The 15,249-nt window shown below is 65.8% G+C and carries 12 protein-coding genes; 4 read left to right on the top strand and 8 right to left on the bottom strand.

Features of this window, described 5'->3' with window-relative positions; all coding sequences use genetic code 11:
- On the bottom strand, positions 1-680 hold a 680-nt coding region (locus H7A76_RS31785; protein ID WP_185702192.1), incomplete at its 3' end, for a TolC family protein.
- A gap of 251 nt (positions 681-931) precedes the next feature.
- On the opposite strand from H7A76_RS31785, the gene H7A76_RS31780 reads away from it, so the two are divergent.
- Together H7A76_RS31780 and H7A76_RS31775 are read left to right on the top strand one after the other, a co-directional pair.
- Positions 932-1,510 carry a DUF4337 domain-containing protein gene (locus H7A76_RS31780; protein ID WP_185702191.1) on the top strand — a complete coding sequence of 193 codons (579 nt, stop codon included), beginning with the start codon at positions 932-934 and terminating at the stop codon, positions 1,508-1,510.
- Positions 1,511-1,730: 220 nt separating this feature from the next.
- A complete protein-coding gene (locus tag H7A76_RS31775) occupies positions 1,731-3,668 on the top strand; it encodes an amidohydrolase (RefSeq protein WP_185702190.1) in 1,938 nt (645 codons plus the stop codon).
- Between the two features lie 87 nt (positions 3,669-3,755).
- On the opposite strand, the gene H7A76_RS31770 is transcribed toward H7A76_RS31775, so the two are convergent.
- The 3 genes from H7A76_RS31770 to H7A76_RS31760 are packed head-to-tail and all read right to left on the bottom strand — an operon-like array spanning position 3,756 to position 7,351.
- Positions 3,756-4,781 (bottom strand): histone deacetylase family protein, encoded by a 1,026-nt coding sequence (locus H7A76_RS31770; RefSeq protein WP_185702189.1) that lies wholly within the window; start codon positions 4,779-4,781, stop codon positions 3,756-3,758.
- Positions 4,782-4,791: 10 nt separating this feature from the next.
- Positions 4,792-6,021 (bottom strand): Zn-dependent hydrolase, encoded by a 1,230-nt coding sequence (locus H7A76_RS31765; RefSeq protein WP_185702188.1) that lies wholly within the window; start codon positions 6,019-6,021, stop codon positions 4,792-4,794.
- A gap of 19 nt (positions 6,022-6,040) precedes the next feature.
- The gene (locus H7A76_RS31760) at positions 6,041-7,351 is read right to left on the bottom strand and encodes an MFS transporter (protein WP_185702187.1); all 1,311 of its coding nucleotides are present in this window, start codon (positions 7,349-7,351) and stop codon (positions 6,041-6,043) included.
- A 180-nt stretch (positions 7,352-7,531) separates the two neighbouring features.
- Here H7A76_RS31760 and H7A76_RS31755 point away from each other — a divergent pair, with 180 nt between their 5' ends.
- Positions 7,532-8,467, top strand: a complete 936-nt coding sequence (locus H7A76_RS31755; protein ID WP_185702186.1) for a LysR family transcriptional regulator — start codon at positions 7,532-7,534, stop codon at positions 8,465-8,467.
- Here the strand turns inward: H7A76_RS31755 and H7A76_RS31750 are convergent.
- From H7A76_RS31750 to H7A76_RS31740, 3 genes are read right to left on the bottom strand one after another with little or no spacing between them, the layout of a single operon-like run.
- Positions 8,461-9,390: a 2-hydroxyacid dehydrogenase gene (locus H7A76_RS31750; protein ID WP_185702185.1), complete on the bottom strand. Its 930-nt coding sequence runs from the start codon at positions 9,388-9,390 to the stop codon at positions 8,461-8,463. The two genes, H7A76_RS31755 and H7A76_RS31750, sit on opposite strands and share 7 nt — an antisense overlap.
- On the bottom strand, positions 9,387-10,142 hold the full coding sequence (locus H7A76_RS31745; RefSeq protein ID WP_185702184.1) for a class II aldolase/adducin family protein: 756 nt from the start codon (positions 10,140-10,142) through the stop codon (positions 9,387-9,389). The genes H7A76_RS31750 and H7A76_RS31745 overlap by 4 nt, the downstream gene beginning before the upstream one ends.
- A complete protein-coding gene (locus H7A76_RS31740) occupies positions 10,139-11,440 on the bottom strand; it encodes an MFS transporter (protein ID WP_185702183.1) in 1,302 nt (433 codons plus the stop codon). Before H7A76_RS31740 ends, H7A76_RS31745 begins: the two co-directional genes overlap by 4 nt.
- A 206-nt stretch (positions 11,441-11,646) precedes the next feature.
- On the opposite strand from H7A76_RS31740, the gene H7A76_RS31735 reads away from it, so the two are divergent.
- The gene (locus tag H7A76_RS31735; RefSeq protein WP_085600592.1) at positions 11,647-12,633 is read left to right on the top strand and encodes a LysR family transcriptional regulator; all 987 of its coding nucleotides are present in this window, start codon (positions 11,647-11,649) and stop codon (positions 12,631-12,633) included.
- A 1-nt stretch (position 12,634) separates the two neighbouring features.
- Here H7A76_RS31735 and mrdA read toward each other — a convergent pair whose 3' ends face one another.
- The gene (gene mrdA / locus H7A76_RS31730) at positions 12,635-14,527 is read right to left on the bottom strand and encodes a penicillin-binding protein 2 (RefSeq protein WP_185702182.1); all 1,893 of its coding nucleotides are present in this window, start codon (positions 14,525-14,527) and stop codon (positions 12,635-12,637) included.
- Between the last annotated feature and the right edge of the window lie 722 nt (positions 14,528-15,249).

Genomic DNA, 15,249 nt, shown 5'->3' with positions numbered 1-15,249 from the left:
CGCACCTGGCCCACCAGGCCCTCGGCCCGGGCCACGTCCAGGGGCAGCGCGGCGCCGGAACGATGCAGCTCGGCGGTCAGGTCGCGCCCTTGCTCCACCAGTGCCAGGGACTGGCGCGCCACATCCAGGCGCTGGCCATAGCTGCAGGCTTGCAACCAGGCGCGGGTGGTTTCGGCGGCCACTACCACCCGCAGGCCATCCTCGGCGGCCCTGGCGGCGTCGGCATCGGCCCGGGCCGCTTGCTCCAGGCCATGCAAGCGCCCGAACAGGTCCATCTCCCACTGCACGTCCAGGCCGATGCCGTAGCGAGTACCCGTGCGGATACGTCGGTTGTCGCCCAGGGCCGCTTCCAGCTGGTCGTCCGCCGTGCTGCCATAACCGGCGTTGGCCGACAACTGGGTCTGCGGCTGGTCCAGGGTATCGGCTTCACGCAGCAGGGCCTTGGCTTGCAGCAGGTTGGCCGCCGCCACCCGCAGCTCGCGGTTCTGCCCCAGGGCTTCCTGCACGGCGGCATTCAGCGCCGGGTCCCGGTACAAGCGCCACCACTGGTCGCCGGGTTCCGGGGTCGCGGCTGGCGTGGCGGGCAGCTCCAGGGTGGTGCTCGGCGGCCGTTGCGGGCCGACGCTACAGGCGCCCAGCAGGGCGCACAGGGCCAGCACGGGCCCACGATGAATAGGCATGAGGGGGTACTCGATGGTTCGATGCACCTCACTTTAAAAAGGCCCCTGACGACCGTCTAACGAGAATTTCCTTTTAACCATCGCAAAATGGTCATTTTCTGCCGCTCGTCCGGCGCTGTGTTATCGAACTGGCATCCCAGGCCTGCCCCAAGGCTGTCGCCCAGCTGAACGAACGTGCGCCAGTCCAGCCACCCCACGAGGCCGTGGATACACTTTGCCACTCCTCCTTTCCCTCCTTTCGATCGATCGCCATGACCGAAGATTTCGAAGTGCCCAGCCCCCACGAACAGCATGTGGAACACGTGAGCGAACAGGCCCATGCCCGCAATGACAGCTTCGCCAGCAAGATCGCCGTCACCACGGCGATCATGGCCACCCTCGGTGCCTTGCTGAGCTACCAGGCCGGCTCCAGCGAGAGCCTGGCGGCGATGGACAAGAACAATGCGGCGATGAAAAAGACCGAGGCGGCCAACCAGTGGAACTACTACCAGGCCAAGTCCAGCCGGCAGAACCTGGCGGAGCTGGCAGCCCACATCCCCGGGGTCGACGCCAAGCACTACAGCATCGAGGCCCAGCGCTACCAGAAGGAAAAGGAAGCCGTGCGCCTCAAGGCCGAAGCCCTGGAAGCCCAGGCCCAGGATTGGGATGAGCAATCCGAAGCCGCCTTGCACCAGCACCATCGCTGGGCCCAGGCAATGATGGCGATCCAGATCGCCATCTCGATGGCGGCCATCACCCTGCTGACCCGCAAGCAATGGCTGGCGCGCCTGGCCTATGGCACCGCAGGCGCCAGCGTGCTGCTGGGTTCGCTGGCCTGGCTGCACATCTAGCCGCGCGCCTGGGAATCCTCGAGGGCTACCTGCGTTTGCCAAACCTCGCCCCCAACCAACCCCGCCACGGGCCGGCGGGGGACCGGGCCGCTCGTGGCAATGGGCCAGCTCGCCCGGCGAACGACTGCTAGGCTCAGCGCGAGCCGGATCGTACCTGCCTGTGCTCCTGGCTCATCGACCTTTCCCCCCTCAAACCACCAAGAACCTTGAGGAACGCATCATGGGATCAAATGGAAATGATCACGACTACATCCAGTGCGGATGCCACAACCCGGTCTGGGAAGCGCTGAAGCACAGCCTCGACCCGGCCCGCTACATGGCCGGGCTGCCCCGCGAAGCCCATGGCCCGCGGCCAGAGCCGGACGGCGCATCCATCGTCTTCACCAATGGCACCCTCTATCCGCTGCGCGAGGGCAACATGGACGACCGGGTCGAGGCCCTGGGCATCCATGCCGGCGACGTGGTGGCCGTCGGCACCCTGGCCGAGGTCAAGGCGCGCATGCAGGACTTGAAGCTCGCCTACACCATCCAGGACCTGGGCGGCAGGACCTTGCTCCCCGGCCTGGTGGAACCCCACGCCCATATCGTGCAGAGCTGTGCCATGGATGGCTGGCTGAACCTGGGCGCCATCGTCAATGACGTGGATACCGACCCCGACAGCCAAACCTTCAACCACGACGAGCGGCAGAACCAGCGACTGCGCCCCGTCTATGACTGGAACTGGCTGAAGAGCACCATCCAGGCCCAGTTGCCCAAGGACAATTCGACCTGGATCCTCGGGCACATGGTCGATCCGGCGCTGATGCCGTTCAAGGTGGTGCCCGGGGGCCAGAACCAGCTCATCACCCTGGGCTGCGGCTTCGACGAAGAAGTCGGCAACCTGGACAGCATCGACAAGCTGCACCCGATGTTGCTGGTCAGCGCCTCGATGCACACCGCCTACCTGAACAGCGCCGCCAGCGAACGGGTCACCCAGGCCGGTATCAAGGTCACTAATGGCACGGTGCAGGAACAGGATGTGCTCAAGGCGATCCTGGTCATTCCTCTCAAGCAGCAACTGGAGATGCTCAACATCTTCAAGCGCCTGGACCACTACTTCGCCACTGCCGCGCGGCGCGGTATCACCCTGTTGTACGACGCCATGATGGACCCCATCTCCAAGCTGCTGCTGGATGCCTATTTCCTCAACCATCCGCGGACCCTGCGCATCGGCTACGCCGCTGCCTGCAACGGCACGGCCAAGAGCATCAGCCAGCTGCCAGCCTACCAGGCGACTAGCCGCGAACAGGCCAAGCGCATGTACCAGGGCTCGGTGAAACTGGTCTCGGACGGTTCCAACCAGGGGTTGACCGGTTACCAGACCGCCGACTACTGCTGCAATGCCGGTGCCCGCCCCAAGGGCAACTTCAACTTCTGCGATGAGGGCAACAAGGATCCGCAAGACCTCCCCGTCGCCTACCAGGACCTGGTCCAGGCCGTCGCCGCCAAGGGCTGGCCGCTGATGATCCACGCCAATGGCGACCGGGCCATCGACTTCACCCTGCAGGCCTACGAGAAAGCCTTCGAGCAGGGTCTGGGCCTGGACAAGCGCCACCGCATCGAACACTGCTCGCTGCTCAGCGAAGATCGCCTCAAGGCCATGGTCAAGCTGGGGCTGTCACCCAGTTTCCTGGTGGGGCATGTCGGCTACTGGGGCTACGCCTTCCAGCAGGCGATCTTCGAGAATCGCGCCGACACCATGCTCGACCTGTGCCAGATGGCCCTGGGCAAGGACCTGCGGATCTCCCTCCACAGCGATTGCACGGTCACGCCGCTGGGCCCGCTGCGCTCGATGGAGCAGGCGGTGACACGCAAGATGGAAGGCCTGCGCCTGCCTGGGCAAACAGCCTATGTGCAGGATCCGCAACAAATGCCGGTGCTCAACCCCGAAGAGTGCCTGACGCGTAAACAAGCGCTGAAGGCCATCACCTACGATGCCGCCTGGCAGTGCAATGCCGAAGCCTGGACCGGCTCCCTGGCCGAGGGCAACTTCGCCGATTTCGTGATCCTCGAGCAGGACCCGCTGGACGAAAACGTCCCGGCCACCAGCCTCCGCGACATCAAGGTTCACGAGACCTGGAAAGGCGGCCAGCGGGTGTACTCCAGCAGCGCCAGCTGACACTCAGGGGGCCGTAAGGGATCTTGCCGGGGAGCGGACGCCGTCCATCCGCTCCCCTGGCAAACACACAGCCAGCGCCTGATCCGGTCAGCGGGTCCAGGCCGCGGCGTCAGCGAAGAAGGCCCGGGCGTTGTCTTCCAGGCTCTCCAGGTGATAACCGCCCTCCTGGACGATCAGGCAGGGCAGCCCCAGGCCGCGGATGCGCTGGCCCAGGCTGGCGAAGCCGGTACGGGTCACCGCCACCTTGCTTTGCGGGTCCAGCTCGAAGATGTCGAAGCCCAGGGACAGCACCAGCACCTGGGCATCGAACGCCCGTACCGCGGCCAGGGCCTGCTCCAGCCGCGCGAGGAAATCCTCTTCGCTGGCACCGTGGGCCATGGGCAGGTTGAGGTTGTAGCCCTGGCCCGCACCGCTGCCACGTTCCTCGGCAAAGCCGGCGACGCCCGGGTAGAAGTTGGTGGGGTCGCCGTGCACCGAGACATACAGCACGTCGCTGCGCTCGTAGAAGATTTCCTGGATGCCCTGGCCGTGGTGCATGTCGGTGTCGAGCACCGCGACACGGCTGTATCGCTCGCGCAGCACCTGGGCGGCGATGGCCGCGTTGTTCAGGTAGCAGAAACCACCGGCGGCTTCGGCCCGCGCATGGTGCCCCGGCGGGCGGCACAGGGCATAGGCTGCCGGTTCACCATCGAGCAGCGCCCGGGCCCCGGCGATGGCGCTCTGGGCCGACCAGTAGGCCGAGCGCCAGGTCCACTCGCCCACCGGGCAACTGCCGTCGGCCAGGTAGCGCGCGGCCTGGGCCAGGACGCCACGCAGGGCGTTGGGCTCGCGCACGAAGATGTTGGACATGACCTCCTCGCCCCAGTCCTCGGGGATATCCTTCCAGCGCCGATGGGCCTGTTCGAGGAACTCCAGGTAGGCCGCACCATGCACCGCTAGCAAGGGTTGCAGGCCGGCATCCGCCGGTTGCTCCAGGGCGAAACCCAGGGTGTGTACCGCCTGCACCAGGCGCCGGGCCCGCTCGGGCACCTCCTGGGGCGTGCGCATCTGGCCCCGGGAGAAATAACTCCGGGGATGGTGAAGCAATTGTTCGGGGTGGAAAAAACTGCGCATGCAAGGCTCCTCAGGCGACCCGGCCGGCACGGGCCAGCACGGCGTTAAGCAGGACATCGGCGCCCTGGCGCACGTCCTCGGGCAAGACATCTTCGGCTTCGTTGTGGCTCAGGCCGCCGACACAGGGAATGAACACCATGGCGGTCGGGCAGTAGCGCGCCAGCAGGATCGCATCATGGCCGGCGCCGCTGACGATGGACTGCTGAGGGTAGCCCAGGCCGTCCACCGCCTCCTGCACCGCGGCCACGCAGTCGGCGTCGAACGGCGTGGCCGGGCTCACCCAGTGGCGGCTGATGCGCACCTTGAGCCCCCGTTGCCGGGCGATCTCCTCCAGGCGCTGCTGGACCTGTTGCTCCATGGCGGCGATCTGCTGGTCCTGGTGATGGCGCAGGTCGACGGTGAATTGCAGCAGGCCGGGAATGGTATTGCGCGAGGACTTGGCGATGCTCAACTCACCCACGGTGGTCAGGCCCTCGGGAGCGAAATCGGCGGCCAGTCGCTCCACCGCCAGGATCATCTGCGCTGCGCCATACAGAGCGTCCTTGCGCAATGGCATCGGCGTGGTTCCGGCGTGGGCGGCCATGCCTTCGACCTGGATGTCGAGCCAGCGGATGGCCTGGCCACCGCTGACCACGCCGATGCTCTTGGCGTTGTCCTCGAGGATCGGTCCCTGCTCGATATGCGCTTCGAAGTAGGCATCCACCGCCCCGCCCAAGGGCCGCTGGCCGGCATAACCGGTGCTCTGCAAAGCCTGGGCGACACTGATGCCCTCGGCGTCGCGCACCGCCAGCGCTTCTTCCAGGGCCATGGCCCCGGTGAACACCGCCGAGCCGAACATCGCCGGGGTGAAGCGCGCTCCCTCTTCGTTGGTCCAGACCGCCAGCTCCAGCGGCTTGCAGGTAGCAATGCCCTGATCGTTCAGGCTGCGCAGCACTTCAAGCCCCGCCAGCACCCCGTAGACCCCGTCGAAACGGCCGCCTTCGGGCTGGGTGTCCAGGTGGCTGCCGATCATCACCGGCGCAGCCTGCGGGTCGGTCCCGGGGCGCCTGGCGAACAGGTTGCCGATGGGATCGATGCTCAGGCTCAGCCCGGCTTCGCGGCACCAGTGGGCGAACAGTTCGCGACCGGCCTTGTCTTCCTCGCTCAAGGCCAGGCGGCAGCTGCCGCCACGGGCGGTGGCGCCGATCTCGGCCATGGCCATCAGGCTCGCCCACAGGCGCTCGCCATTGATCTTCAACATCTTCAGGTTCTCCAGACAGTCAGGCGTGGGATGCCATTTCCAAGCGATGGGCAGCGGCGTGCCGGCGCGCCAGGGCTAGCACGCACAGCAGCGATACGGCGGCGATCAGGCTGTAGAACAGCGCCATCGGCCACCATTGGCCGAGAAAACGATGGGCCAACCAGGTGCCGATCAAGGGCGTCAGGCCACCGGCCACAGCGCCGCAGACCTGGTAGGCCAGGGAGATCGCGGTGTAGCGCACCCGGGTCTCGAACAGGCCGCTGACGTAGCCGGCGACCACTGCATAGAAAGACGCCATGCACACCACCGCCAGGGCGATGCCGAGGATCATCAGCGGCGCCTGGGCCGAACTCACCAGCACGAACATTGGGTACGGCGAGGCCATGGCCAGCAGCGCCACCAGGCACAGGAAGCGCGTGGCGCCGATCTTCTCGGCAACCCAGGCGGCCAGGGGCTGGATGCAGAACTGGATGATCGCCACCACGAACAGGCACTCGAGAATCAGCGACCGGGGAATCTGCAACTGCTGGGTGCTGTAGGCGATCATGAAGGTGTTGGTGAAGTACACCCCGGCGATCCCCAGGGTGTTGGCGCCGATGCACAGCAACAACGGCCGCCAGGCGCTGTGCAGCACTTCCAGTACCGGCGCCTGCTCATGGCGGGCAGCCTTGGCGGCGCGCTCGCGGCTGGCGAGGAATTCCGGCGACTCCTCGACCCCCAGGCGAATCGCCAGGCCCACCACCAGCAACAGCGCACTGGCCAGGAACGGCAGGCGCCAGCCCCAGCTCATCAGGGCCTCCTCGGGCAAGCGGGTCACGGCGCTGAACGCCAGCAGCGAGAGGATCAACCCGGCCGGGCTGCCCAACTGGGCAAAGGAAGCGAAGAAGTTGCGCCGGCCCTTGGGCGCATGCTCGCCGGCCATCAATACCGCCCCGCCCCATTCGCCCCCCACGGCGATGCCCTGGACGATGCGCAACAGGATCAGCAGCACCGGCGCCGTGGCACCGATCTGCGCGTAGGTCGGCAGCAGGCCGATGCACACCGTGACCACGCCCATCATCAGCAAGGTGATGACCAGGGACTTCTTGCGCCCGATGCGATCGCCGATATGGCCGAAGATGATGCCGCCCAGGGGGCGGGCGAAGAAGCCCACGGCGAAGGTGCCGAAGGCCGCCATGGTGCTGAACAGTGGGTCGCTGGAGGGGAAGAACAAGGCACCGAATACCAGCGCCGCGGCCGTGGCGTAGATGTAGAAGTCGTACCATTCGATCATGGTGCCGATGAACGCGGCGGCAGCGGCCCGGCGCGGTTGAGGCGAGGCGGAGGACATGGATCAGGCTCCCTTGATTGTTGTTCTGGCAGGAGGACGGTGCAGCGCAGGCGCCTTCTGCGAGCGCCGTTGTGGAGTGGATTTATCCGTGGCCGGGGATAATCAGTCAATTTTCTATTGGTTATCTCGATTATTATCCTGGCTTATTATCAAGCCCTCGCCCGCCCCAGAGCCTTCGCCATGTCCGACCCCGATGCCCGCCGCTTGCTCAACGACCGCCTGGACTGGAACCTGCTGCGCACCTTCCGGGTGATCGGCCAGGAACTGAGCATCAGCCGTGCGGCGGCGCGCCTGCACCTGACCCAGCCCGCGGTGAGCCAGGCCCTCAAGCGCCTGGAGGAACAACTGGGCCGGCAGTTGATCGCCCGCCGTGGCCCGCGCTTCGCCCTGACCGAAGTCGGTGAGCAGATCTTCGCCCTGGCCGGGGAGATCTACGGCCAGGTGTCCCAGGTCGGCAGCGTGCTGGAGCAGCCTGCCGACGAGGTGATCGGCAAGGTCCGGCTGTTGATCATCAGCCGCATCTACAACGAGCGCTTCGACCAGTTCCTGGCGGACTTTCATCGCCAGCACCCACGGGTCGACCTGGAGGTGGACGTGATGCGCAGCTCGGACATCGTCAGCGCCCTGCAGGAGAAGACCGCGACCCTGGGCCTGAGCCTCAACCGCCGGCCGCAGCCGCGCCTGGAGCAACGCTTGTTCCTGCGCCAGCGCTATGCGTTCTTCTGTGGCAAGCACCACCCGCTGTTCGGCCACGCGGATGTGGCCGAGGGCGACCTGCAACGGGAGAACTTCGTCAGCTTCACCAGCGACCAGATCGGCGGCATGCTCTCGCCGTTGACCATCTTCCGCGACCAGCAGGGCTTCAGCGGACGTATCGTCGCCTCCTCCCCCAGCCTGGAAGAAGTGCGCCGCCTGGTGATCGCCGGGTTCGGCATCGGTTGCCTGCCGGAGCATGTGGTGGCGGCCGATGTCGACAGCGGGCTGCTGTGGCGGCTACCGCCCCACGAGGGCATCGCCGATGTCGACATCCACCTGCTGTGGAACCGCGAGCAGCGCCTGAGCCGCGCCGAGGCGTTGTTCCTCGAACGCTTGCAGGCGTGCCTGGACACTCAGTAGCCCAGGCGGCGGTCGGCCAGGTTCAGCAGCGGTTCGCCCGCCTCCAGGCGGCGCAGGTTCTCCGCCACTTGCCGGGCAATGCAAGCGTGGGAGGCGGCCGAGGCCATGTGCGGGGTGACGGTGACCCCGGGCAGGCTCCACAGCCGATGCTCCGCCGGCAGCGGCTCCTGGTCGAAGACATCCAGCAAGGCGCCGCGCAGTTGGCCACTGGCCAGGGCCTGTTGCAGGTCGTCGATCCGCAGGTGCCCGCCACGCCCGCAATTGACCAGCGCCGCCCCGGGCGCCAGCCGGGCGAAGGTGGCATGACCAAGGATGCCCCGGGTCTCGGGCGTCAGGGGCAGCAGGTTGACCAGCAGGTCCAGGCCGTCGAGGAAGCGGTCCCGCGCCTCGGCGCCGGCGAAGCAGTGCACCTGGGGCAGCTGCTTGGCGCTGCGGGCCCAGCCACGCACCGGGTAGCCCGCACCGGCGAGGTCCTGGGCGATGGCGGCGCCCAGGGAACCCAGGCCCATGACCCCGACCTTGAAGTCCTGCGCCGGCACTTGCAGCGGCCGCTCCCAGCAGTGCCCGGCCTGTTGCCGTAGCACCCGGTCGAAGCCCCGGTGGTAGTGGATCACCGCCCAGCGCACGTACTCGGTCATGCCCTGGCGGTGCCCGGGGTCCACCACCCGGCATACCGGCAATGGCGGGCAGCCTGGATCGTGTTCCAGATGATCGATGCCGGCCGCCACCGAATGGATCAACTGCAATGCCGGCAAGGCTCGCAGGCTGCCCGGCGGCGGGAACCAGCAGGCTGCCAACCGTGCCTCGGCAGCCCCGGGGTCGTCCGCCAGCAGTGCCTGCACCTGCGGCGCACTGCGGGCAAAGGCCTGCTGCAGTTGTTGCAGCAACAGGGGGTCACGGGACAGCAGCACCACAGGGCTCATGACAGGTAGGACTCGCGCTGGTGTTCGATCAGGGTCAGGGCCGCGGCCCAGGCCAGCTCGATGATGTCGTCGGCCTCGTCGCGCTCGAACTGCTCGGCGGTGTGGGCACAGACCTGCGGCGACGGGTAGTTGAGCACCGAGCCGCCAGCCAGGGCCTGTACCTGGGCCTGGCAGGCGCGCTCCAGGAAGTGGATCTCGTGGAAGGCGTGGGCCACGCTGGCACCGCCCACCAGCAGGCCGTGGTTGCGCAGGATCATGGCCTTGTGCGGGCCCAGGTCGGCGATCAGGCGCTGGCGCTCGTCCAGGGACAGGGCGATGCCTTCATAGGTGTGGTAGGCCAGCTTGCCGTAGAACTTCAGCGCGTGCTGGCTGATGGGCAGCAGGCCCTGCTGCTGGGCCGCCACGGCCATGCCGGCGGCGGTGTGAGTATGGATCACGCAATTGAGGTCGGGACGGGCCATGTGGATCGCCGAGTGGATGACGAAGCCGGCGGCGTTGACCCGGTGCCCGCTGTAGTGGGGGTCGACGATGCGCCCCTCCTGGTCGATGCGCACCAGGTCGCTGGCACGCATGCGGTCGAAGATCACCCCGTAGCGGTTGATCAGGAAGTGGTGCTCGGGCCCGGGGATGCGCAGGGTGATGTGGGTGTCGATCAGGTCGGTCATGCGAAAGTGCGCCACCAGGCGATACAGCGCCGCCAATTCGCAACGGGCTTGCCATTCGACGGCACTCATGTGTTCAGGTTTGCTCACGGATACACCTCTTGGGGAGCGGGTTGGACCACCGGGTTGGCGCGCATGCGCGCCAGTCCGCAGACGCCGATCAGCGACAACGCCGACAGCAGGCTGAAGAACAGCGCCAGGGGCAGCCATTGCCCGGAAAACTTGCTGGCCAGCAGCGTCCCCAGCAGCGGCGTGGTGCCGCCGGCCAGGGCGCAACTGAGTTGATAGGCGATGGAGATGCCTGAGTAGCGCAGGTGCACCGGGAACGCCTGGGTCATGTAGCCAGCGATCACCGCGTACAGCGCCGACAGGATCACCACCGCCAGGGCGATGCCGAGGGTCATCAAGAGGATGTTCTGGGTCCCGACCAGCAGGAACATCGGGTACGGCGTGACCATGCACAGCAGGGCCACCAGGATCAGGAAGCGCCCTTCACCGATGCGCTCGGCCAGCAGGGCCGAGAGCGGTTGCGACAACAGCTGGATCACGGTGACGAGGAACAGGCAGTCGAGGATGGTGGCCCGGGGGATGCCCTGGTACTGGGTGACGTAGGTGATCATGAAGGTGTTGGTGAAGAAGAAACCGGCCGAACCGATGGTCACCGCCGCCGCGGCCAGGAGGATCTGTCGCCAGCAGTCGCGGACCACCTCCAGCACCGGGTAACGCGCCGTCTCCTGGTTATCCCGGGCCTTGGCGAATTCCGGCGATTCATGCCCCCCGCTACGGATCATCAGGCCCACCATCATCAGCACGCCACTGGCCAGGAACGGCAGGCGCCAGCCCCAGGCGAGGAAGTCCTCGGGGGCAAGGCTGGTGACCAGGCGAAAGGCGATCAAGGCCAGCAGCAGGCCGGCCGGGCTGCCCAATTGGGCGAAGGAGGCGTAGAAGGTCTTGCGCCGGGCCGGAGCGTGTTCGCTGGCCATCAGCACCGCCCCACCCCATTCACCGCCGACGGAAATGCCCTGGATCAAGCGCAACACGATCAGGCCGATGGGCGCCCAGATGCCAACGCTGGCATAGCTGGGCAGCAGGCCAATGCCGGTGGTGGCCAGGCCCATCAGCGCCATGGTCACCAGGAGCATCTTCTTGCGCCCGAGGCGGTCGCCCAGGTGGCCGAAGACCATGCCCGCCATCGGCCGGGCGACGAATCCCACGGCAAAGCTGCCAAACGCCGCCAGGGTGCTGATCACCGGGTCGCTGCTGGGAAAGAACACCTGCCCCAGCACCAGGGCCGCGGCCGTGGCGTAGATGTAGAAGTCGTAGAACTCGATGGTGGTGCCGATGAAGGCCGCTGCCGCGGCGCGTCGCGGCTGAGGGGTGCTGTGCATGCAAGGACCTGTGTATTTGTAGTTATGGGCAGGTGCTGAAGGCTGAGTCAGGCGGCGCTCTATGGCGCTTGTGGGCTTTATCGCCGTCGTGCCAGGATTAGTCAATTTTCGAATTCTTATCCTAACTATTAGCCTTGCTACTACTAGAGCTCCCCATGGGCGCTTCTAAAAACGTAGGCGAGGCAGGTCGTTTTTAGAGGAGCCCCATGTCGACACTCGATCCTGTGACCGGCTCCTGGGCCGGACGGCGTTTTCTCAACGATCGCCTGGACTGGAACCTGCTGCGCACCTACCTGGTGATCGGCCAGGAAGGCAGCATGAGCCGCGCCGCCGCGCGCCTGCACATCACCCAGTCGGCGGTCAGCCAGGCCCTCAAGCGGCTCGAGGAACAGCTCGACTGCTTGTTGATCGTCCGTAGCGGACGGCGCTTCGAACTCACCGAGACCGGCGAGGAGGTGCTGCGCATCGCCACCGATATCTATGGCGATATCTCGCGCCTGGGCACCGTGGTACAAAGCCGCCAGGACGATGTGGTGGGCAAGATCCGGATTCTCACCGTCAGTGGGGTGAAGGCCCGGCACTACGATGAGTTCCTCGCTGACTTCCATGCCGCGCACCCGAAGATCGAGCTGGAGGTGGAGGTGCTGGGCAGTCCGGACATCATCAGTTCGCTGCTGCAAAAGACCGCGACCCTGGGGGTGGGCCTGTGCCGGCTGCCGCAGCCCAGGCTGGAGCAGCGGGTGCTGTTCCGGGAGCGCTATGCCTACTTCTGCGGCCCACGCCATCGGCTGTTCGGCCAGGCCAACCTGAGCCTGCAACAACTGGCCACGGAGAACTTCGTCAGCTTCACCAGCGACCAGCTGGGAGGCAACCTGTCACCCCTGACGCTGTTTCGCGATCAGCAGGGCTTTACCGGCAAGATCGTCGCCTCTTCCACCAGTTTCGAGGAAATTCATCGGTTGATCTGCGCCGGTTTCGGCATTGGCTGCCTGCCGATCCACCTGGTGCGCCGGGACGTCGAACAGGGCCTGTTGTGGCCCCTGCCGCCTGAGGATGGGGTGGTGGATTTCGATATCCAGCTGCTGTGGAACCGCGAGCAGAAGATGAGCCAGGCCGAGGCGCTGTTTCTCCAGAGCATCCAGCACATGCTCAGTATCCACGAGCAGGTGCCGGACAGCCTGGTGCTGCGCTGACTCAGACGTGGGGATCGCCAGGGGCCTTGGCCGGTGCGGCGTATTGCGGCTTGAGGTGGCCGTTCTGGTCCAGTAGCCAGGCGTCCATGATCTGCCGCACCACAGGGCCGGCGACCCGGCCACCGGCCTCGCCGTTCTCGATCATCACCGAGATCACGATCTGCGGATGCTCGGCCGGGGCGAAGCCGACGAACAAGGCGTTATCGCGATGGCGCTCGCGGGTCTTGAGGCGGTCATAACGCTCGCCCTGCTTGATCGCCACCACCTGGGCCGTACCACTCTTGCCGGCGATCCGGTACTGGGCCCCGGCGGCGGCGGCACGGGCGATGCCGCGAGGATCGTGCATGACCATCTGCATGCCATGGTTGACCTGGTCCCACTCGCGCGGGTCCTTCAACAGGATGTTGGGCATCGGGTGCGGGTCCACCGGGGCCACGCCATCGACGGTCTTGGCCAAGTGCGGGCGGTTCCACACCCCCTTGTTGGCGATCAGTGCCGTGGCCTGGGCCAGTTGCAGCGGCGTGACCTGCATATAGCCCTGGCCAATGCCGAGGATCAGCGTTTCTCCCGGGAACCACGCCTGGCGGCGGGTGGCGCGCTTCCAGGCCTGGGACGGCATCAGCCCCGGGGCTTCCTCGAACATGTCCAGGGAGACCTTCTCCCCGAGGCCGAACATGGCCATGTAGTCGTGCAGGCGGTCGATGCCCAGCTTGTGGGCCAGGTCGTAGAAGTAGGTGTCGTTGGAGCGCATGATCGCCGCGTCCATGTCCACCCAGCCGTCGCCGCTGCGGTTCCAGTTGCGGTATTTGTGGTCGTAGTCCGGCAGTTGGTAGTAGCCCGGATCGAAGACGCGGCTGCTGGGGGTGACCACGCCGGTATCCAGGCCGGCGATGGCCACTTCCGGCTTGATGGTCGAGCCCGGCGCATAGAGGCCGCGCAGCGCGCGGTTGAACAGCGGCCGGTCGATGGAATCATGCAGGGCGGCATATTCCTTGAAACTGATGCCGGTAACGAACAGGTTGGGGTCGAAGCTGGGGTTGCTGACCATGGCCAGCACTTCGCCAGTGGTGGGATCCAGGGCCACCACCGAGCCGCGGCGGTCGCCCAGGGCCTGCTCGGCAGCCTCCTGGAGCTTCACGTCCAGGCTCAGGACGATGTTCTTCCCGGGCACCGGATCGGTGTGCTTGAGCACGCGCATGATTCGCCCTTGGGCGTTGGTCTCCACCTCTTCGTAACCGACATGGCCATGCAGCTCGGCCTCGTAGAACTTCTCGATACCGGTCTTGCCGATGGACTGGGTACCCCGGTACTCCACCGAGTCCAGGGTCTTGGCCTCCTTCTCGTTGATCCGCCCGACGTAACCGATGGAGTGGGCGAAGTGCGTCCCCAGAGGGTAGTGACGAACAAACTGGGCTTCCACATCCATTCCCGGCAGGCGGTATTCGTTAACCGCCAATACGGCGATCTGCTCCTCGGTGAGCTGGTAGAACAAGGTGACGGGCACGAAAGGATGGCGAGCCTGCTTCATGGCCTTGTCGAACAGCGCCCGGTCTTCTGGCGGCAGGTGCAGGAGTTCGGCGACGGTATCCAGCTCGCCCTTGAGATCGGTGGCGCGCTCACGGGTGATGGTCAGGTTGAAGCTGGGGCGGTTGTCTGCCAGGACCACGCCATTGCGGTCATAGATCACCCCACGGGTCGGGGTGATGGGCAACACGTGGACACGGTTGTTCTGCGAAACGGTGGAGTGGTAGTCGAACTCCACCACCTGGAGGAAATACAGGCGCCCCACCAGCGCACAGGTGATGGCCGCTACCAGCACGGCGCAGGCCAGCAGCCGCTGGTTGACCAGGCGGGTTTCTTTCTCGTGGTCCTTGATCGGAATCGCTTCGGGCATTGCTACAGCTTCTCGGTGAAATAGAGGTCGACGCTGGTCCGTGCGGGTGAAATCGGTTCCGTAAAAAAGAGCTGCACCATACCAAAAACCGGCCGCCGACTTTGCCAGGATTTCTCCCATGGCTGATCAATGGTGCTGGCCGGAGGGGCACTATTGACCTGTGATCAAGGGTGTCGTTCCGATTCCTCGGTTTTCCCCGCGTTACTCACTGAAGAGACTGCAAGATGCTCTTGGCCGGCCAGGCTGGCGCAAAGGCGCCTGGAAACCTCATGGAGAGTGAAGATGCCAAGCGAAGATGTTGTGGCATGGGGCTGCCCCGGGGAGCCGGCCTGCCTGGCCTGCGATCGATCCGTAAAGCCCTGCCGCAACCGTCGCCCCATCAACTGCTGGTCGCCAATAGCGTGATCGCGTTGAATCCGGTGGCTTGTCATTAGGGGTTGAGTGTTGACGACAGTTTCGCCGAGTACAGCCTGATCGATGCGAGGGCCGCTATTGTCTTGCGACTATCACCGGCCAGTGGCGGGCCAAATTGCAATTACGCCTGGGTAGCCGGCGACTGTCAGCCATTTTCGATACGGTCTGCAGCAGACACGCGGCAATTGGATCGCTCGCCTGCAGCCCGGGCAGGTGTTTGCCTGAACCAGGTCAGCCCCGGTAAATATCGAGCCGCTATGGTTTTTCGTCCGCGCAAAGACAAAACCCCAACTGCTTTCGCAATTGGG

The organism is Pseudomonas sp. MSSRFD41 (genome assembly GCF_014230245.1).
GTDB classification, from domain to species: domain Bacteria; phylum Pseudomonadota; class Gammaproteobacteria; order Pseudomonadales; family Pseudomonadaceae; genus Aquipseudomonas; species Aquipseudomonas piscis.
This window is presented reverse-complemented; position numbering and strand designations above follow the sequence as displayed.

Excerpts from the sequence above, each read along its gene's own strand:
- H7A76_RS31760 (WP_185702187.1), bottom strand. The coding sequence starts at position 7,351 with ATGTCCTCCGCCTCGCCTCAACCGCGCCGGGCCGCTGCCGCCGCGTTC.
- H7A76_RS31740 (WP_185702183.1), bottom strand. The coding sequence starts at position 11,440 with ATGCACAGCACCCCTCAGCCGCGACGCGCCGCGGCAGCGGCCTTCATC.
- mrdA (WP_185702182.1), bottom strand. The coding sequence starts at position 14,527 with ATGCCCGAAGCGATTCCGATCAAGGACCACGAGAAAGAAACCCGCCTG.
- H7A76_RS31770 (WP_185702189.1), bottom strand. The coding sequence starts at position 4,781 with ATGCGCAGTTTTTTCCACCCCGAACAATTGCTTCACCATCCCCGGAGT.
- H7A76_RS31775 (WP_185702190.1), top strand. The coding sequence starts at position 1,731 with ATGGGATCAAATGGAAATGATCACGACTACATCCAGTGCGGATGCCAC.
- H7A76_RS31755 (WP_185702186.1), top strand. The coding sequence starts at position 7,532 with ATGTCCGACCCCGATGCCCGCCGCTTGCTCAACGACCGCCTGGACTGG.
- H7A76_RS31735 (WP_085600592.1), top strand. The coding sequence starts at position 11,647 with ATGTCGACACTCGATCCTGTGACCGGCTCCTGGGCCGGACGGCGTTTT.
- H7A76_RS31780 (WP_185702191.1), top strand. The coding sequence starts at position 932 with ATGACCGAAGATTTCGAAGTGCCCAGCCCCCACGAACAGCATGTGGAA.
- H7A76_RS31750 (WP_185702185.1), bottom strand. The coding sequence starts at position 9,390 with ATGAGCCCTGTGGTGCTGCTGTCCCGTGACCCCCTGTTGCTGCAACAA.
- H7A76_RS31765 (WP_185702188.1), bottom strand. The coding sequence starts at position 6,021 with ATGTTGAAGATCAATGGCGAGCGCCTGTGGGCGAGCCTGATGGCCATG.